The 20,158-nt window shown below is 39.1% G+C and carries 12 protein-coding genes and 1 pseudogene; 9 read left to right on the top strand and 4 right to left on the bottom strand.

The window, feature by feature from the left end; translation table 11 throughout:
- The first annotated feature begins 57 nt into the window (after positions 1-57).
- The gene (locus J2S08_RS11295; RefSeq protein ID WP_307229572.1) at positions 58-480 is read left to right on the top strand and encodes an acyl-CoA thioesterase; all 423 of its coding nucleotides are present in this window, start codon (positions 58-60) and stop codon (positions 478-480) included.
- Between the two features lie 890 nt (positions 481-1,370).
- On the opposite strand, the gene J2S08_RS11300 is transcribed toward J2S08_RS11295, so the two are convergent.
- From J2S08_RS11300 to J2S08_RS11315, 3 genes and pseudogenes are all read right to left on the bottom strand, one after another.
- Positions 1,371-2,543: a serine hydrolase domain-containing protein gene (locus J2S08_RS11300; protein WP_307229574.1), complete on the bottom strand. Its 1,173-nt coding sequence runs from the start codon at positions 2,541-2,543 to the stop codon at positions 1,371-1,373.
- 646 nt (positions 2,544-3,189) lie between these two features.
- Positions 3,190-4,691 (bottom strand): annotated as a pseudogene (locus J2S08_RS11310) (IS1182 family transposase).
- A 266-nt stretch (positions 4,692-4,957) separates the two neighbouring features.
- Positions 4,958-5,248: a HesB/YadR/YfhF family protein gene (locus J2S08_RS11315; protein ID WP_307229576.1), complete on the bottom strand. Its 291-nt coding sequence runs from the start codon at positions 5,246-5,248 to the stop codon at positions 4,958-4,960.
- A gap of 614 nt (positions 5,249-5,862) precedes the next feature.
- Between J2S08_RS11315 and J2S08_RS11320 the strand changes: the two genes are divergently transcribed.
- Positions 5,863-7,914, top strand: coding sequence for a FapA family protein (locus tag J2S08_RS11320; RefSeq protein WP_307229578.1), 2,052 nt, complete (start codon positions 5,863-5,865; stop codon positions 7,912-7,914).
- Positions 7,915-7,976: 62 nt separating this feature from the next.
- On the opposite strand, the gene plsY is transcribed toward J2S08_RS11320, so the two are convergent.
- Entirely contained in the window at positions 7,977-8,564 is a 588-nt protein-coding gene (gene plsY / locus J2S08_RS11325; protein ID WP_307229579.1) for a glycerol-3-phosphate 1-O-acyltransferase PlsY, read from the bottom strand.
- A 138-nt stretch (positions 8,565-8,702) separates the two neighbouring features.
- Between plsY and J2S08_RS11330 the strand changes: the two genes are divergently transcribed.
- The 7 genes from J2S08_RS11330 (at position 8,703) to argJ (ending at position 20,140) form a co-directional block, all read left to right on the top strand.
- Entirely contained in the window at positions 8,703-10,427 is a 1,725-nt protein-coding gene (locus J2S08_RS11330; RefSeq protein WP_307229580.1) for a glycosyl hydrolase family 18 protein, read from the top strand.
- Positions 10,428-10,438: 11 nt separating this feature from the next.
- The gene (locus J2S08_RS11335; RefSeq protein ID WP_307229581.1) at positions 10,439-11,716 is read left to right on the top strand and encodes a purine/pyrimidine permease; all 1,278 of its coding nucleotides are present in this window, start codon (positions 10,439-10,441) and stop codon (positions 11,714-11,716) included.
- Positions 11,717-12,009: 293 nt separating this feature from the next.
- Positions 12,010-12,417, top strand: coding sequence for a CoA-binding protein (locus J2S08_RS11340; protein WP_307229613.1), 408 nt, complete (start codon positions 12,010-12,012; stop codon positions 12,415-12,417).
- 420 nt (positions 12,418-12,837) lie between these two features.
- The gene (gene parE, locus J2S08_RS11345; RefSeq protein ID WP_307229582.1) at positions 12,838-14,817 is read left to right on the top strand and encodes a DNA topoisomerase IV subunit B; all 1,980 of its coding nucleotides are present in this window, start codon (positions 12,838-12,840) and stop codon (positions 14,815-14,817) included.
- Positions 14,814-17,264, top strand: a complete 2,451-nt coding sequence (gene parC, locus J2S08_RS11350) for a DNA topoisomerase IV subunit A (protein ID WP_307229583.1) — start codon at positions 14,814-14,816, stop codon at positions 17,262-17,264. Before parE ends, parC begins: the two co-directional genes overlap by 4 nt.
- A gap of 592 nt (positions 17,265-17,856) precedes the next feature.
- Positions 17,857-18,888, top strand: a complete 1,032-nt coding sequence (gene argC, locus J2S08_RS11355) for an N-acetyl-gamma-glutamyl-phosphate reductase (protein ID WP_307229584.1) — start codon at positions 17,857-17,859, stop codon at positions 18,886-18,888.
- A gap of 22 nt (positions 18,889-18,910) precedes the next feature.
- Entirely contained in the window at positions 18,911-20,140 is a 1,230-nt protein-coding gene (gene argJ / locus J2S08_RS11360; protein ID WP_307229585.1) for a bifunctional glutamate N-acetyltransferase/amino-acid acetyltransferase ArgJ, read from the top strand.
- The last annotated feature ends 18 nt before the right edge of the window (positions 20,141-20,158 follow it).

Here is a 20,158-nt window from a genome sequence, read left to right on the forward strand (position 1 = left end):
CGAGAATAAAGATTGTTAAAATAAGTGTAATCATCGAAATGAACGGAGAGTGGCATGATGCACATATCTGAAACAGAGATTACAGTTCGCTATGCAGAAACAGATCAAATGGGAGTCGTCTATCACGCTAATTATTTAGTATGGATGGAAATCGGCCGAACACAATTGATTCAAGATTTAGGATTTAGCTACGCACAGCTAGAGAAGGACGATATTTTAGCTCCAGTCACCAATGCGAATGTTTCTTATAAAAAACCATTGCGCTACGGGGAAAAAGCAAAGATACGTACATGGATTGAAAAATATGATGGTTTACGTACAACATATGGATATGAAATTATAACAGAAACAGAAGAGGTTGCAGCTACTGGATTTACTGAACATGTCACTGTCAGGCGAAAGAGCTTCCGGCCGCTATCTTTAAGAAAAGCTCATCCCGAATGGCATGAAACGTATGAAAAGATGAAAAAACAAGTGTAATTTAGGAGAGAAGTACATTTGCTTTCTTTAATACGAGGATGCTAAATTTAACACTTATTGTTTAACACAATGAACCGCAGAAACAAAAGATAGTATTTCTAATGTTGAAGATAACAGTAATGAGTAAAAGATGAATGATCATCTTCCTATAGATACATGGGTAGAAGGGAGAGAGCGGTAATTCGTAAAGCTAGACTCCTATTTAGCGCTATTATTTTTCTTGCAGCAATGATCGTTGCAATTTGGAAATATCCTTCCGAAATTTCCACGTTTGCGATTATTGTTGCAGGCTTTGCAGTCTTTTTTATAGGTGATGTTTTGTTAAAACAGAAAAAGTAATGTCAAAAGTGGGGTTCTTCGTACGACGCTAATGCAAGAAGCTTCCTTATCCTACAAAGTTTTGAACGATTCGGACTACTTAAACAGGACAGCCCATCCGGTTTCATTGGATTCAGTTAACTTAAAGTGATCGGGCGAGTTATCAACAAAATTCTTGACTTATAAGCCTAAACGAGTAAATTAATAAGCCCAGTTTACTGGTTTATCGGCCTAATTTATCCCACATCTAACTGGCAGTAAGACCCTCACCTCAAGAGTAAGAGAAATCTAGGAAGTCTAGGTGAGGGTTAACTGCCATTAAATGTCCGATTGGTTCGGGCCGACAGGATAAGGAAAGCTTCTTGAATCAGCATCGCACGAAGAAAAAGTGCTCTTCTTTTTCGAGGATGTCGGTCACAAAGGCGTTGCAACAGGACAAGGAAAGCTTCGGCAGTGAGACATCGCACGAAGAAAAAGCGGTTTTCTTTTTCGAGGACGTTGCGATCTTAGCCTTTGTTCTACTGCTTATCAGTGGGGGATGAGAGAAAACCTCCACTCATGGAAGTTTCACTTTATAAAGCAGCTTCTTTTACAAGTCTCTTTATCATAAAATAAATATTTATCGTTTGTATTTTTAGTCCCATTTGTTGGTTCATGAATATTACCAAGCCATTCTTTTTTTCTAGATTGTATAATGCTATCGAAAACACTCCGGGATCTGATCCAGTATGTCCTACAATGTCGTCGTTATTTAATTTTTTCATAAAAATGTCGTCTAAAGATGAATTACTCCAGCCTAAAGTTTGTTTCCCATCGTTCGATTGGGGACTGAACATCTCTTTTATTGTTTCTGGTTTTAATACGGTATTGTTTTCGTTAGTAGCCGACATGCTTATAAGGAATTTACTAAAATCAAGCACATTTGTCTTTAATGAACCATCAGGATATGTTGGAAAAGAGTATTTGGGTAATGCTCGGTTCCCTTCATACGGTAATGCGAAATTTTCTGTTTTTATATCTTTATGTAGCCAGTGTGTTTGTGACATTCCCAGTGGTTCAAAAATGTTTTGTTGCGTATATTGATCGAATGGTAGTTGGCTAATTTGTTCCACAATATAGCCCAAAAGTCCATATCCTACATTGCTATAAACGAAAGTTGTTCCAGGTTTATTATTAGTAAAATTTTTTTCTTTTGAATACCATTTTCCGCCTACATTTAAGTATTCTTTGGAAAATTCACCCACCGAAATTTTGGAGTCACCTCCTCCACTATCTATCGTATAAAGACTGTCCAATACATCCCAATTGTCTTCGATTCCTGAAGTATGATCCAGTAGCATTCTTACTGTAATCGGTTTATTCGGAAAATGAGGGTTAACAACTGAAAATGGAAGATACTTGTTTATTTCATCATCCAGATTGATTTTTTTCTTTTCATACAGTTGCATGATGGCGGTAGCTGTGACAACTTTTGAAAGTGAAGCAATTTGAAACACCGTGTCTTGGCTCACTTTTTTCCTTTCGTTGACATTCGCATAGCCATAACTTATATATTTATCAACTTTATTATTTTTTATGATTGCAATCGAAACGCCAGGTACATCGGTTTTATTCATCTTGTTATATACAAATTTTTCTATGTTTGCCGGATTTGAAAAATCTACTTTGAGGGCTATTGCGATGCTTGCGATAACAAGCACCAACGTGATAATAACTCCTAATATTTTAGTAGCTTTCTTGATCATAAAAACACTCCTTTTTTATTTACATAACTCTTACCATTAGCATTGCATTTGTTATTCCAGAAGATTAGGAATTAATAGAATGGTTAGAAAGCGATTGGTTCATGGCATAAAAAAATCCTATACATTGGATAAGAGGTGGTTCCTGCCAAATTCCAACATAAAGGAAATCACTATGGACAAGCATACACCATTTTCATCATTTGGTAAATGGTTTCATAAATAGATCATGAAAACTTTCTAAACAAGTAGAAACGTTAAAACAAGAATAATACCCAAAGAAACTAACGACTCAAAGCTATATAGCTCTTTCTGTTTGCCCACTTGCATGAATTGGAAAGCCTTCATGCTTTCATGATGCATTGCTTAACGAAGAACTTCAGAATATGCATAACTATATTTATGCAACGCTAGTGAAATTAAATAACTTTATTATTCTTTAAAGCAGTAAGTTATCGTCAATAAGTATTTTTTTAATAAATTTAAATAGCCTACGGTCATAAGTTGGACTGTAGGCTGTTGGGATTGAGAGAGGAAAAGCGGTAACTTAAATGAAGAGGCTGGGACATAACTAGCCAAAATTAATAAAAAATGGTTCCAACCATCGGAATTTTGATGGTTGGAACCATTTTTTTAGGTTATTTTTTACCTAAAAGGCACATTGGTTGTTCATGGCGGTGTACTTTCTCAAGTTCACCGCCATGAACGCAAATCCCAATTCATTTTTCACTTTCTCTTTGCCCCTTACAGACAAACGTGTGAAACGCAAATTAGCCTTCAGGAATCCGAAAACTGGCTCCACATCAATTTTACGTTTTCCGTAGATTTCCCCAGTTTTCTCTTCTGAAAGCTTCTGTCTGACATATTCTTTTTGTTGTTCCCACTTTTCGTTATATTGTATTTTTCGATTTTAGCTTTGGTACATTGGGAACGTAGCGGACAATCGGTACAGTCCTCACTTTCATAGACTTTAAACGCTCGTGTAAATCCATTTCGGTCTGTTCGATTGGACAGATATCGGAACGCTAATTTCTTTTCGTTTGGACAGGTAAACGAATCGCTTTCCTCGTCATATTCCCAATTGGCCGAGTGGAAAGCATTGTTTTTGAATTTCTTTTTCTTCTCCTGGCGGTAGCTGTTATACGTAATAAGCGGGATACGTTTTCGATTAGTTATCACGTCTTCATAATTTTGTTCGCTGCCATAACCTGCATCAGCGACGATATAGTTGGGCAACTCAAAAAAGCCTTTTTCGATTTTATCCAGAAAAGGGATGAAGGTACGTGTATCCGTCGGGTTTGGGAATACATCAAAAGCGAGCACATATTGTCCTTCTGTCGCGACCTGCACATTATAACCTGCTTTAAGCTGGCCGTTCTTCATATAATCATCTTTCATGCGCATAAAGGTGGCGTCATGGTCTGTCTTGGAGTAGCTGTTGCGCTCTCCGAAGATTTCCATATCATTTTGGTATTTTTGTTTGCGCTCCAAAAAATCCTTGAATCGTTTGCGGTATTGTTTCGGAGCTTTGCGTAGAGAGCGCAGTTGTTTACGTTCATTTGCCTCCTCACTCGCTTCTATTTTTTTGTCATATTCCTCAACCTTCGCATCCAGCTTTTCGACAACTTTGGCGAGCTCTTCGGCAGACATTTCATCCGAACTTTCCCGTTCAATTTCCGGAACAATCTTTTTTTTCAATAACTCTTCATACATTTGGTTGGATCTTTCCACCAGATCGGCACTGTACTTTTCAACCGCCTTACGCCAGACAAACGTAAACTTATTAGCATTGGCCTCAATCTTTGTACCGTCGATAAAAATCGCTTCTTCGTCAATCAATTTTTCCTGCACCAGCTGGCATCGGAATTGGACGAAGCACTGACGTAGCAGCTCTTTGGCCTCAGGGTGGACACGAAACCGATTGATGGTCCGGTAACTTGGTACATGCCCTTGGGCCAACCACATCATTCGTACACTATCCTGAAGTAATCCCTCTATCTTTCTGCCTGAAAAGACAGATTGTGTATAGGCACACAGAATAATCTTCATCATCATTCGCGGATGGTAAGTAGGACAGCCGGTTTCACGCAAAAAGCCAGTGAAAGCTTCGTCAGGAATATTTTCCACCACATCGTTGACGGTATAGGCAATATCATTTTCCTGGAGTTTTATCTCCAAATCCAGCGGCAAAACGACTTGATTCATGGTATAATGTTTAAACATAAGGATGCCTCCGATAATTATTGTGTCGTAACTTTAATTTTATCAGAAGGTATCCTTTTTTGTTTTCTAAAACAAATAAAGAGTGGCATCTCCACCGATTCAATTTGGTGGGTGCCACTCTTTTTCTAGTTTACTGGGTTTTGTCCCAGCCCCGTTAGAGGACGGGAGTTAGTCGCCTCGATCTATCTCAATTGTTATTTCACATAATGATAAAGTGGTTCGTCTATTTTTTCATCGTAATCAACATGCAAATCATGACCGTCAAAATACCAAATATCCCGTTCTTCGACAAAATAAGTTGCACCATGATGTTCAATCATCGCACCAATGTCCATTGGCTTTTCTTTGTTAATGCCTAAAGAAAAGCCTTGCTGTACTGGGCTTGAGCCTCCGTACTTTACATAGAAGCGGACATAATCCCCTTTCTTCACGAACATTTCATCTTCAAACCACTGTACTGCTGCCTTTGATAACACGATGTTCATTGTTAGATGCCTCTCTCTCATTAAGGTCTGTATTTAAAACGTTCTGTGCTCCTTCATTATATACAATGATGGCAAAGGAACTCTAATTATTCGTTTCAATTCTGTGTCAAGTACACATGGCAACTAGGTATGAATTCGCAGGAATATAGGTGGATCATTGCGATATTTGTTTTTTAATAAAATGCTTTTAACTGTTCAAAATGTAAATAAAAAAGCTGGAAATATTGTCATATGTTGAATAATTTTGTACAATAAAGTCAGGTATGAAATTACTATCCATAAAGTCCCGTAGGAAAGATTAGGCAGGTGCCTGTTTTAAAAGATAGGAAACTTATCCTGCTTTATTGATCTAGGCGTTTGGATATGAATAGTCTTTATTATACCTATTATTTGAGCATTTATTATGAATACTGTGTAAAAAGTAACATTAACGGGAATCTGCAGTCAGATAATTCGAAATCTCCCCTCTTTTTAGTGTGCAACTCCATTTAAACAACATATTGGATTTAGCAGCACGAGTGTTTTTCAACTAAAGTAATTAGATAATTTGTCGTAGTCTCATAGACTTGACACTTTTTTTAATTTATAATTATCAAAAGGATGGTGATTAAAAAATGCCGCTACTAGTAAAAGGAAATAATGTCTCAGAAGCAATAGAGACCGCTTTAGCGAAGCTCGATGCATCAAGGGATGAAGTAGAAGTAGAAATCGTTCAAAAAGAAAGTACTTCTTTTCTTGGCTTGAAAAAAACGCCAGCAATTGTAAAAGTAGTGAAAAAAACATCAGGACAACCAATGAATAATGAAGATGAGATATCGGAATCTTTGCTTAACATTCCAGACCCGCAGCGTAACGCCTCACCCATTCATTTCGACGAGGATGGTATTCCAATTGAGAAAGAAGCCCTTCCCAATGACGTGAACACAATGACCGCAGCAGCATGGATTGAAAATGAAAAACTCTTTGTCAAACAATCAGAAATTGATTTTCCGAGCATTTTACCAACAAGCAATGTAAAAATTGTCGTTAATGGAGATGTATTAACAGAAGAGCGAATGATTACGGCAGATGATCATGTTGACATTACCCCACTGGATGATGAGATTCCAATGACGTGGGACATCATCCTATCACAAGACAAAATGAAAGCGTTTATGAAAATCATCCCAGGGAAAAAGATCAGCAGAGTGTTGATTGATTCTGGGCCGTTTTTATCACTTGAACCACAGGTGGAAGAGACAGTTGTAACAGTAAACGATTTAACTCCTCAGGATATCCAAGAAAAATTAATAGCAATGAACATTGAAAAAGGCTGGAAAGAAGATGCTATTATAAAGGCAACGAAGATCTTGGAAGAAGCGGAGCTGCTCATTGCCGAAGGAGTGGATGTTGTAGAGGGGAAAAATGGTGAAGTAGAATTTCAAATCTCTATTGAACAGGAAAAAACCTTTCAAGAAGAGGATACGATTAATTATCGAGAATTCCGCTTGCAGCCAACAGTAGATGAAGGTCAAGTAATTGCAAAGGTCATCCCGTCTAGTCCAGGTGTTGATGGGATTAATTTAATGGGGGATATTATTCCAGCCAAAAAAGTCCAAGATGTTGTTCCACAACTAGGAAAGAATATCGAACTCAATGAAAATCAAGAAATCGTTTCTCTCATTTATGGACGTCCAGAGATTCATAAACGTGGTTTCATTGTTAAAATTGATGTTTTAGAAAAGTTGGTTCATAGTAAAAATGTTGATTTAGCTTCTGGCAACATTAAATTTTTTGGAGATATTGATATTTTAGGAAATGTAGAAGAGGCAATGGAAGTAGAGTCGCAAGGAATCGTTCATTTATTTGGTTTCTGTACAAATGCTAGCATCCATGCTGGAAACGCAATCGTTGTGGATAAAAATGTCCTGTCCTCCTCTTTAAGTGCAGGTCAAAATAATGTAGTGGCATCAGAATTGATAGTGTCACTAATTGAAATTCATTCACAAATGGAAAGTATTGTAAAGACGGTTAAGCAGCTGATGTCTGTAGAAGATGTTAGAAGAAGATGTTCGCAACCTGGGCAATTTTTACCATTTTTAAGAAGGTTAGTAGAGCAGAAATATAGCAGTTTTAGAAATAATGTAAAAGAATTTTTACAGAAATTAGAAGGCGATAAAGCAAGTCTTGATGAAGAATGGGAGCGGATTGGCAAGCAGCTTGATCTGTTATTTATTGATATGCGGATGCAGCCAACTGTTCAATTCAGGATGCTAGAACAATTGGTCACCCAAACCCAGAAATTCTTACAAGAGCATACGGGTTCGGGGGAGGAGTCTGTAATTAAGCTGCCGTATGCAATCAATAGCCGCTTGCACTGTAGTGGAGATATTTTAGTAAATGGGCAAGGGCTGTATAACTGTGAAATCCAAGCAGGCGGGGAAGTACAAGTAAAGGGCATATTACGAGGAGGCTCTATTTACGCTGGAAAACATGTTCTAATCCGTGAAGCTGGATCAAGAAGTGGAGTAAAAACCTTTATCAAAGTTGGAAAACATGGCATTATCAAAATAGAGCATGTGTTTGACGATGTAACGATACAAATTGGAAAGCACAGCCATACATTCAATCAAGAAAGGAAAAATGTGCATGCATTTGTAGATACGGATGGCACACTTATCCTTTAGAATGAAATGGTAAACAGTAATATAAAAAGGACTGGTATATTAAAAAACCAATCCTTTTTTTATTAAAGCCATTTTACTTTTGGCTCGGTTTTGTTTTTAATTCTCGCGATGTTAGCTTTATGACGGTAAATAACAAAAGAAGCGAGTGCAGCAGTAATGGCAATTAGCGGCCAGTCTAGTGTAATGAAACTATAAATCAATGCTACTAGTGCCGCAATCATGGAAGAAAGTGATACATATTTTGTTAATTTTAAACTAATAAAAAAGACGACAAGCAATAGTAAAAATAGTAGTGGAGCATAAGCCAATAAGAGACCTGCTGATGTTGCAACTGCTTTGCCCCCGCGGAATCCAGCAAAAATAGGGAACATATGGCCAATTACTGCAATTAATCCTGCAATGAGAATGAGCAATTGCGAATTAGTTAAAAAGAAAGTTGGAAGCAAAGCTGCCAGTGTACCCTTTAAAATATCTGAGATCGTTACGATCATACCAGCTTTCACACCTAGCACCCTAAATGTATTAGTGCCGCCAAGATTTCCACTCCCATGTTTGCGAATATCTGTATGATAAAAGGCTTTCCCGATTATAAGTCCAAATGGGATGGAACCTATTAAATATGCGGACAAGAAAATTATTACATAGGTCATCATTATATTGCTCCCCTTTTACTTCAATCATTGTGTACATTGTACCATGAACAGTACTGCTTTTTATAAAAATTTTTCTTCCTTTCTCTTTTTTTGTTGCGCTCGATATTGTAGGATAGTAGAGGGAGGTTGCAAATCATGTCTAGAATACTACGGCGGCATACCCCGTCACAGAAGAAAGTTAAGCCTATCGCGATTTTACTCATTTTTTTCTTCCTTTCTACAAGTGCGCTCGTTTTTTATTTTTATCCGTTCGCCTCTTCAAAAAAAAATCCTTATTTTAAATATGACCAGCAGATTTTATATAAGGGATCACTTTATGGAAAAGCACACTTAGAAAAAAATGCTATTTATCTGCCATTATCATTTATCCGTGATAAGATTAGCGATCAAGTATATATAGATACGGAAGAACAGGCAGTTATTTTTACGACAAAAGGCAGTGTTATTTACATACCAATCGAATCAAAGGAATATGAAATAAACAATGAAAAAAAAGCTGACGAACAGATCATTGTCAAAGCGGATAATGATGAGTGGATGATGAATATTTTGTTCTTAAAGCATTACGTGCCATTGGACGTACGAGTTGTAGAGAGTTCTGGGGCAGTTTGGATTGAGAAATCTGGAGAAACATACGTGAATGGAACAATAGCAGGCAAAAATGCTGATCAAGCCTTTTTGCGTTTACGAGAAAAACCAAGCTTGCAATCACCATATGTAGCTGAAGTTCAGCACGATGAGCAGATTAGAATAGAAGGTGAAAAAGAAGACTATTACTCTATTCGAACTGCTGAAGGTTACCAAGGATATATGAAAAAGAAATTTGTAACAAAACAAGAAGAAAACGTCATGACGATCAATATAGAAGAGGAGCCTATTAAACTTCCAGACTTAAAAGAACCTATTAACTTAACATGGGAAGCTGTCTATACAAAAAATCCTAGCACAGATCAATTGCCTGCGATGCCTGGGGTTAATGTCGTTTCACCGACTTGGTTTCATTTAGGAAATGAAAAAGGCGACTTAAAGAACCTTGCTTCTTCGGAATATGTTCAATGGGCAAAAAATAGTGGCAGACAAATATGGGGGCTATTCTCTAATAGCTTCGATCCTGAATTAACGAAAAAAGCATTTCAATCTTATCAATCTAGAAAACATATTGTTGATCAGCTTGTGCATTTCGCCAAACATTATCAACTAGAAGGGATCAATATTGATATCGAGAATGTCGATCCTGATGATGCACCGCTTGTGACACAATTTGTGAGAGAAGCTGCTGCTCGATTGCATCAAGCAGGAAAAATTGTTTCTATGGACATTACTTTTATTTCAACTGGAAATTGGTCTGCTTTTCTTGAAAGAGAAAAGCTTGCACAAACCGTTGATTACCTCGTTGTAATGGCTTATGATGAACACTGGGGAAGTTCACAAACAGCTGGCAGTGTGGCCAGTTTACCGTGGGTAGAAGCGAACTTAAATACGCTTTTAGAGGAAGTGCCTGCAGAAACATTAATACTTGGTCTGCCTCTTTATACGAGACTTTGGATAGAAGAGACGCATGAAGGGGAACAAAAAATGTCCTCTAAAGCATTGTCTATGCAACAAGCACAAGAATGGATGCAAGAAAGAAACTTAGAAGCGAGCTACGATGATGCGTCAGGCCAGCATTTTGTTGAATGGCAAGATGAACAAACGAATACTATTTATCGAATATGGTTAGAGGACGACGTATCTTTACAAAAACGCGTTGATTTAGCGAAGAAATACAAGCTGGCAGGAATTGGTACTTGGTCTCGTTTCTTTGCGGATGATACAGCGTGGCACACTTTGCAGCAAGCATTGACAGCTCAAGAGGAATAGAGGTATAAATAATGAAAACATTTATTTCAGCCATCCAGTGGATGGCTTTTATGATTGCGGGAGCAATTGCAGCGCCGATTGCAATCGCGGACTTATTTCAACTAGATCCACAAGAGACAGCAGCCTTTGTACAACGAACCATTTTCGTGCTTGGAGTTGCCAGCCTCCTGCAAGGAACATTAGGACATCGTCTTCCCATTCATGAAGGTCCAGCGGGTCTTTGGTGGGGGGTATTTGCCATCTATGCTAGTTTCGTCGGTACTCTTTATGTATCGGAGACTGAAACATTAAGGGCGCTTTCGGGCGGAATGATTGTAAGCGGCATTTGCTTTTTCGCACTTACTTTTTTTGGATTTATGGAGAAATTAGCAAAATTATTTACACCAACCATTACATTTATTTATTTAATGCTGCTGATTTTACAACTAAGCGCTTCTTTTTTAAAAGGCATGCTTGGCATAACGGCTGATACACCTGTTCTTCAGCCGCTTGTTGCGATCCTAAGTATAACCGTTGTTGCTATTGCGTTCTATTTGGGACAGCACCGGGTATCATGGGTTCGCCAGTTTTCCATTATGTTTAGTCTCGTCATTGGGTGGCTTATTTTCTCTATTTTCGGCAAAGCACCAGCTGTTGTTACAAGTGATAAATGGTTAATCTTTCCTGAAATTTTAGCTTTTGGCACACCTCTTTTCGACGCTGGTACGATCGTTACTTCATTATTTATCACATTGCTTTTAACAACAAACATGATTGCATCCATCCGTGTCTTAGAGGCAATTGTCAATAACGGTGCGTCTATAGATACATTGCGCTATAAACGAGGAGGCTTTATCTCTGGCATTAGCCAAATTACTGGCGGTATGTTTGCTAGTATTGGTTCAGTGCCGATTTCAGGAGCTGCTGGATTTGTCTCTCAAACAGGAATGAAGACGATCAAACCTTTTGCAGTGGGATCATTATTGGTTGTTATCATCTCTCTCTTCCCGCCTTTAATGAACGTGATGGCTGCGATTCCAGCACCAGTTGGCTATGCCGTAACCTTTGTCATCTTCACTAAAATGGTTGGGATGGCGTTAAGAGAAATTGAACATTCGTCTAATCGTGAACGAACATATAGTACCGCTGGTTTGGCGCTGCTAGTCGGAGTAGGAGCGATGTTCCTGCCGCCAGAAGCCACCTTACAGCTGCCAACTGTTGTCGCCTCACTTTTAAATAATGGGCTTGTATTAGGTACGGTCATTGCAATTATAACTGAGCAATATCTTATTCGGAAAGAAGCACGTTGATGATATCTTTTCCTCTTGAATTGAGGGAAAGGATCATACTTGTTTGTAAGAAATTTGTGTGAAATAAGTGCCATTTTATTGCAGTTATACCGTTCTTCTATTACGATTAAGGGGAGCTAAAGATATTTTTTCCATTAAACTGTTCTAACAAGATGAAAGGAGAAGACAAATGATCTCTCTTTGTCTTTCGGAAGAGGATGACAGGTTATTTGAAACATCATAAGGGAATCTTCAGTATATGTGATCTGGGGAAATTTAACTATACTAATGCGGAAGGAGTTTTTAAAATGGCTATTGAAAACCCTAGCAGAGAAGAAATCAAGGAAATTCTACAAAAAGCAAAGCGGATTGCAGTCGTTGGATTGAGTGATAATCCAGACCGGACATCGTATAGTGTATCAGCAGCAATGCAACAAGCAGGGTATGAAATCATCCCGGTAAATCCAATGGTGGACGAAGTCCTTGGAGTGAAAGCTTATTCCTCTTTAAAAGAAATTGAGGGGCATATAGATATCGTTAATGTGTTTCGACGTTCAGAATTTTTACCAGAAATCGCTAAAGAGTTTGTTGAAATAGATGCTGATGTCTTTTGGGCTCAGTTAGGTATTGAAAATGAAGATGCTTATCAATTTCTTAAAGAAAAAGGCTGCACTGTCATCATGGACCGCTGTATTAAGGTAGAGCACGCGATGACGAAATAACAGTCTAGCCAATGAATAGACCTCATCATACAAGAAAATCTACTAGGCGAAATCCCACTTAGAAACAACGAATATGCTTGTCTCGATAAAATGTTTCAAAGTAAGAACGGAAATAAATAAAATCTCCATAGATTGGAATCTGTTTGCCTGGCTAACATATTTAAACCATAGTAAGTAAATGAAGCAATTGCTGTTTGACAGCCGATAGACATCACTATAGTATTTATAATTAGGCAAGCGTTTTTATGGCGCTTGCTTTGCTGTGGAATGGAGATGGGCATCCTAAAGATAAATAGGAAGGCTTGCATTGCATTCTCTATTTGCGATTTATGATTTTCACGTTACAATAAAGCTATGATATAATATAAAGAACAAACGTTTGGATTGTAGGCAGGAAGTGTTTTTGAAAGGGGAATGTTTGTGACCAAAAGGCAAAATAAAACGGATTATAATGATGATGCAATTCAAGTATTAGAAGGATTAGAAGCTGTCAGAAAACGTCCAGGAATGTATATCGGATCTACTGATAGCCGGGGACTGCATCATCTTGTCTATGAAATTGTCGATAATTCTGTGGATGAAGCACTTGCTGGACATGGAAATCATATTATCGTAAAAATACATAAAGATAACAGCATTAGTGTGGAGGATAAAGGGCGAGGCATGCCAACTGGAATCCACAAGACAGGGAAGCCAACGACAGAAGTGATTCTCACTATCCTTCATGCCGGCGGAAAATTTGGCCAAGGCGGCTATAAGACGAGCGGAGGACTGCATGGAGTCGGAGCCGCAGTTGTCAATGCATTATCAGAATGGCTTACTGTTACAATAATGCGTGACGGCTTCATCTATGAACAGCGTTTTGTCAATGGAGGATACCCGGAGACAACCCTTGAAAAAATTGGTAAATCAAAACAAACAGGGACAATGATTCATTTTAAACCAGATGCGAAAGTTTTTAGTACACTAACCTACAACTATGACACACTATGCGAAAGGCTCAGGGAATCTGCTTTTCTTTTAAAGGGACTTAAAATTGATATTATTGATGAACGCCATAACGAACAAGAACAGTTTTTTTACGAAAATGGGATTGAGGCGTTTGTCTCTTATTTGAACGAAGAGAAAGATGTCCTTCATCCAGTAGCATTTATGGAAGGGACTGCCAACCAAATTGAAGTAGAGTTTGCCTTTCAATTTAATGATGGGTTCTCAGAGAATGTGCTGTCCTTCGTTAATAATGTAAGAACGAAAGATGGCGGAACGCACGAAATCGGAGCGAAAGCAGCAATGACCCGTGTGTTTAACGAGCATGCTCGCAAGTTCAACCTTTTAAAAGAAAGAGATAAAAATCTCGAAGGCAGCGATATTCGTGAAGGGCTTTCTGCGATTGTTTCGGTACGAATTCCAGAAGCATTGCTACAATTTGAAGGCCAAACAAAAGGGAAGCTTGGAACGAATGAAGCAAGGTCTGCAGTTGATGCAGTCATTTCTGAACATCTGGCATATTTTTTAGCGGAAAATCCTACGATTAGTTCTACTCTTATTAAGAAAGCAGTGAAAGCTTCCCAAGCTCGGGAAGCAGCTCGCAAAGCAAGGGAGGAAGCACGTTCAGGGAAAAAAAGAAAACGTGCTGAAGCGCTGCTTTCTGGGAAATTAACACCTGCCCAGTCGAGAAATCCTGCAAGGAATGAACTATACTTAGTGGAAGGCGATTCTGCCGGCGGTTCAGCAAAGCAGGGGCGCGACCGGCGTTTTCAAGCTGTTTTGCCGCTCCGTGGGAAAGTGATTAACACTGAAAAAGCAAAGCTGCAGGACATTTTTAAAAATGAAGAAATTAATACCATTATCCATACGATCGGTGCTGGAGTCGGTGCAGATTTCAATCTGGATGATGTCAATTACGATAAGATCGTTATCATGACTGACGCTGATACGGATGGCGCACATATTCAAGTGCTCTTGCTTACTTTTTTTTATCGTTATATGAAGCCGCTTGTAGAAGCAGGCAAGGTTTATATTGCTTTGCCGCCTCTATACAAAGTAAGTAAAGGAACAGGCAAAAAAGAGGTAATTGAATATGCATGGACAGATGAAGAGCTTTCCGGTGCGATCAAAAAGGTCGGCAAAGGCTATATGCTGCAGCGTTATAAAGGTCTTGGAGAAATGAATGCGGACCAATTATGGGAGACGACGATGAATCCTGAAACAAGAACGCTCATTCGTGTTCTGATCGATGACACCGCAAGGGCAGAACGGCGGGTTACAACCCTGATGGGTGATAAAGTGGAACCAAGGCGCAAGTGGATAGAACATCATGTCGAGTTCGGTCTAGAAGAGAGCCAAAATATTTTAGAAAATGAAAATCTGATCGTAGAAGGGGAGGAAAAGCGTAAATGACGATTGTTGAGAGATTCCAAGACTTGCCCCTTGAAGAAGTATTGGGAGATCGGTTTGGCCGCTATAGTAAATACATTATTCAAGAACGTGCCCTCCCTGATGCTCGAGATGGTTTAAAACCTGTACAAAGGCGCATTTTATATGCGATGCATGTCGAGGGAAATACTGCTGATAAAGGCTTTCGCAAATCGGCAAAAACTGTTGGGAATGTAATCGGGAACTATCATCCTCATGGCGATACGTCTGTCTACGAAGCAATGGTAAGGATGAGCCAAGATTGGAAAGTCCGCAATGTGCTGATTGAAATGCATGGGAATAACGGCAGCATAGATGGCGACCCAGCGGCTGCAATGCGTTATACAGAAGCAAGGCTTTCAGCTATATCTTCCGAACTGCTTCGTGATATCGAGAAAAATACAGTTGAATTCGTGCCAAATTTTGATGATACTTCAAAGGAACCAACAGTGCTGCCTGCAAAATTCCCTAACTTGCTTGTGAATGGTTCTACTGGCATTTCTGCGGGATACGCAACGGATATTCCCCCTCACCATCTTGGCGAAGTAATTGATGGGACGATTATGAGAATTGAAAATCCCGCTTGTACAGTGGAAGATTTAATGACTGTTATCAAAGGGCCTGATTTTCCAACTGGGGGAATCATTCAAGGCATAGACGGCATCAAGAAAGCTTATGAAACTGGAAAAGGAAAAATCATTGTTCGCGGAAAAACTGAAATTGAAACGATTCGCGGCGGCCGCCAGCAAATTGTTATTACAGAAATCCCCTACGAAATGAATAAGGCAAGCCTTGTCAAAAAAATCGATGAGCTCCGCTTAGACCGAAAAGTAGAAGGCATTTCTGAAGTTCGCGATGAAACCGACCGGACAGGGCTGCGCGTAGTGATTGAGCTGAAGCGGGAAGCCGATGCTGCTGGCGTATTAAACTTTTTATTTAAAAACACAGATTTGCAGATTACATATCATTTTAACATGGTTGCGATTTATCATCGCCGTCCACAGCTAATGGGTCTGCCTCAGCTGTTAGATGCTTATATCGAACATCAAAAGACAGTCGTAACAAATCGTTCACAATATGAATTGAATAAAGCGAAAGAGAGGCAGCACATTGTTGCTGGCTTGATAAAAGCTTTATCGATTCTTGATGAAGTAATCGCAACAATTCGGGCCTCTAAAGATAAACGAGATGCGAAAAACAATTTAATTGCCGCTTATGCCTTCACTGAGGAGCAAGCGGAGGCGATCGTCTCGCTCCAGCTTTATCGTCTAACAAATACCGATATAACAGCGCTTCAAAAAGAAGCAAGTGAATTGGATAAAACTATTAATAATTTAACGACGGTTCTCCAGAATGAAAATAAGCTATTACAGGTAATTAAAAAAGAATTAAAAGCCGTTAAAAAGCATTATAGCAATGCCCGCCGCTCACAAATTGAAGCGGAAATCGAAGAAATCAAAATCAATCTTGAAGTGATGATAGCGAGCGAAGACGTTATTGTGACGGTAACGAAAGACGGCTATCTTAAACGAACAAGCCTTCGTTCTTATGCAGCTTCCAATGGACAAGATTTTGCAATGAAAGATAGTGACAGATTGCTGTTCGAGCAGCAGATGAATACGACCGATATCTTGCTGTTGTTTACGAATAAAGGAAATTATCTCTACCAGCCTGTTCATGAGCTTCCCGATATTCGCTGGAAAGACTTGGGGCAGCATGTAGTGAATCTGATTGCATTGGAAAATGAAGAACGAATCGTGAAAGCAATACCGGTTAAGGAATTTACAGAAAATCATTATCTCTTATTTATAACGAAAAATGGCATGACGAAAAAATCAGTGCTTCAGCAGTACAAAGCACAGCGCTATTCACGGCCTTTAGTTGCGATGAACTTAAAAGCAAATGATGAACTAATAGATGTTCACTTAACTGATGGTGCACAAAATATCTTTCTAGCAACGTATTTAGGTTATGGGCTATGGTTTTCTGAAGAGGAAGTGAAAGTTGTCGGTGCGAGAGCTGCTGGCGTAAAAGGCATCGATTTAAAACCCGGAGATATCTGTATCGGCGGCTCTGTGTTTGCCGATGATAGTGAGCAATCAATTTTTATTGCTACTCAGCGTGGAGCAGTCAAAAAGATGAAACGGACAGAATTTGATAAAAGTACAAGAGCAAAGCGCGGCGTCGTGATGCTGCGTGAATTGAAGAAAAATCCTCATCGCCTCAGCGGAATTGCACTCGTGAATGAAAAAGATATATTGTTTCTGATGACCGATCAGCATCATATCGAACAAGTAGCTGCTGAGGAAGTGCGCTTTAACGATCGCTACTCGAACGGTTCCTTTGTACTTGATGAACTCGAGAACGGAACAGTAGTCGATTTTTGGAAGCAAGTTTCGTCTGAGATGAAGGATGAGAATGAGAAAAAATAACTTAAAGTGAACAACATCATGATTCGCTTGAGAAAAATAAATTAGGGATTTTACCATTCATCCCAATGTTATTAAAATGAATATTGGACATTGCAAAAGCTTCCAGAAGATCGGATTTATTCCTTACTTCTGGAAGCTTTTTTCCTATGAAAAAGACGTATCAATATGAAATCGAAGACTTTGAGCTCCGGATCGGATCGATTTTATAACACAATAATCGAATAAAGCAAAACAGTTAACATGGATAGACAATTGACTACCTTTTGATATTTAGTGTGATGAATTGATAATTGATAAAATAGCTCCAAGTGAAAAAATAGATAGATTTTTCAGTCTACTCATAGTTGAAATTTTTTTATCTTCTTCGAATAAAAATACATTTCAACACTATTTCCATTGGGCAATCAACACTATTGAAAACAATCTAATTAAAATATCAACGCAAACTCTTTGGATATTTTTTCACTAATTTATAAATATACTGTTGCATTTATTAATATACAATATATAATATACGATAACAAAAAAATTTAAGAAGTTGAAATGATGCTGAACAGGAATCATTTACTTCTTGGCTAACGGAGGGCTTGAAGTGAAAGTTGGAATTGTCGGGGCAACAGGCTATGGTGGTGCAGAATTAGTACGGGTTTTACATGCACATCCAGAAGTTTCTAATCTTATTGTTTATTCATCCTCTAAGCAAGGAAGCTCCTTATCAGAAACATATCCGCATGTCAGTCATCTTCCTTATAGATTGGAGGAAATTGATCCTGTTGCGATGAATGAAGCAAATGATATTGTTTTTCTTGCAGCGCCAACTGGGGTTTCTAGTCAACTTGCACCAGCGTTATTAGCAGCAGGCTGTACTGTGATTGATCTTGCCGGCGATTTTCGGCTTCAAGATGTAGAAGATTATGAAAAATGGTATCGGAAAACGCCTGCACCTGAAGAGTGGATAATGAGAGCGGTCTATGGACTGCCTGAGACAAATAAGGAGCAAATTAAAACTGCACAGTTTATTGCGAATCCGGGCTGTTATCCTACTGCTTCGATACTAGCATTAGCACCTTTGGCAAAAGCAGGACTCATTCAGGCAGAATCGGTCATTATCGATGCAAAGTCAGGAGTATCAGGTGCTGGGCGTTCCGCATCACTTGGAACGATCTACAGTGAACTAAATGAAAATTTGAAAATCTATAAGGTGAATGAGCATCAACATATTCCAGAAATTGAACAGCATCTATCATTGCTAGGCTATGCATCTCCCATCACGTTTCAAACGCATCTCGTTCCAATGACACGAGGTATCATGGCAACAATTTATGTGAATCTTAAGCAGGAAATGACTGAACAGCAAGTAAGAGACCTCTATCATACGTTTTATGCAGATGCGGCTTTTGTGAGATTAAGAGAAAAAGGCCAGTATCCTGCAACGAAAGAAGTACTTGGTTCTAATTATTGTGATATTGGCTTTTCTCTTGACGAAAGAACAGGCAGGCTCACCATCATATCAGTGATTGACAATGTTATGAAAGGTGCGGCCGGGCAAGCAGTACAAAATGCAAATATATTATTTGGATATGCGGAACAAACGGGTTTACAAATGATCCCCGTTTATCCGTAGGAAAGAAATGGGAGGAATTTTTATGCAGGGAATAAAGAAAGCAGTGTTAACGAAGATGGAAAATGGACATATCGCAGCTCCTAAAGGCTTTTCTGCTGCAGGGATCCATACAAAAGTAAAGCGCAAACGCAACGATTTGGGTGTCATCGTATGTAGTGTACCAGCGTCTGCTGCTGCGGTTTTCACCTTAAATGAGATCCAGGCCGCACCGCTTACGGTGACGAAAGCAAGTTTAGCCGAAGCTGGAAAGCTTCAGGCTGTTGTCGTAAATAGCGGCAACGCAAATGCTTGTTCTGGAAAAAAAGGCTTGGAAGATGCTTATCTCATGAGAGATTCTCTCGCTGCCTCCTTATCCATCCCGAAAGCATATACAGCAGTTGCTTCGACCGGGGTAATCGGAGAAGAAATGCCGATGGATAAAATCCTTCCTGGTATTCATATGCTGCATCCGAAAACCGATGACGAAAGTGCGGCTGCTTTTGGTGAAGCGATATTAACAACGGACACAATCCCGAAGTCAACATGTTATTCAGCGATGATTGACGGCAAGAAGGTTACAATGGCTGGAGCTGCAAAAGGCTCAGGCATGATAGCACCAAATATGGCAACAATGCTTGCCTTTCTGACGACGGATGCAAACATTTCAACAGTGCATTTACAAGCTGCATTAAAAGAGGCGACGGATCAAACTTTCAACCGTATTACCGTTGATGGTGATACATCCACAAATGATATGGTGCTTGTAATGGCGAGTGGTCTAGCGGAAAATGAAGCGTTATCGCCAACTCATAAAGACTGGAACATATTCATGAGGCTTTTACAGCAATCGTGCGAAGATTTAGCTAAATTAATTGCTCGTGATGGAGAAGGCGCAACGAAATTGATTGAAATTACTGTTCAAGGGGCATTAAACGATCAAGAAGCAGATAACATTGCAAAAACAGTTGTCAGTTCTCCTCTTGTTAAAACGATGGTATTTGGTGCAGATCCGAATTGGGGGAGAGTAATGATGGCCATCGGCAAAAGCGGCGCAAAAATTGATCCAAACAATATTGATATTCAGATTGGACCATACCCGCTATTGAAGGGCTCACAGCCACTCTCATTTTCAGAGAAAACGCTGCAGACCTACTTAGAAGCCGATACGATTCAAATAACGATTAATGTCAACATTGGCAAAGGAACAGGAAAAGCATGGGGATGTGACCTTACTTATGATTATGTCCGTATTAATGCGAGCTATCGGACGTAAGAAGCGATCAAATTAAAG

This window comes from Bacillus chungangensis, from assembly GCF_030812995.1.
GTDB lineage: Bacteria > Bacillota > Bacilli > Bacillales > Bacillaceae_C > Bacillus_CF > Bacillus_CF chungangensis.

What these genes read in the sequence shown, in the direction of transcription:
- J2S08_RS11295 (WP_307229572.1), top strand. Translation starts at nt 58, where the DNA reads ATGCACATATCTGAAACAGAGATTACAGTTCGCTATGCAGAAACAGAT.
- J2S08_RS11300 (WP_307229574.1), bottom strand. Translation starts at nt 2,543, where the DNA reads ATGATCAAGAAAGCTACTAAAATATTAGGAGTTATTATCACGTTGGTG.
- J2S08_RS11315 (WP_307229576.1), bottom strand. Translation starts at nt 5,248, where the DNA reads ATGAACATCGTGTTATCAAAGGCAGCAGTACAGTGGTTTGAAGATGAA.
- J2S08_RS11320 (WP_307229578.1), top strand. Translation starts at nt 5,863, where the DNA reads ATGCCGCTACTAGTAAAAGGAAATAATGTCTCAGAAGCAATAGAGACC.
- plsY (WP_307229579.1), bottom strand. Translation starts at nt 8,564, where the DNA reads ATGACCTATGTAATAATTTTCTTGTCCGCATATTTAATAGGTTCCATC.
- J2S08_RS11330 (WP_307229580.1), top strand. Translation starts at nt 8,703, where the DNA reads ATGTCTAGAATACTACGGCGGCATACCCCGTCACAGAAGAAAGTTAAG.
- J2S08_RS11335 (WP_307229581.1), top strand. Translation starts at nt 10,439, where the DNA reads ATGAAAACATTTATTTCAGCCATCCAGTGGATGGCTTTTATGATTGCG.
- parC (WP_307229583.1), top strand. Translation starts at nt 14,814, where the DNA reads ATGACGATTGTTGAGAGATTCCAAGACTTGCCCCTTGAAGAAGTATTG.
- argJ (WP_307229585.1), top strand. Translation starts at nt 18,911, where the DNA reads ATGCAGGGAATAAAGAAAGCAGTGTTAACGAAGATGGAAAATGGACAT.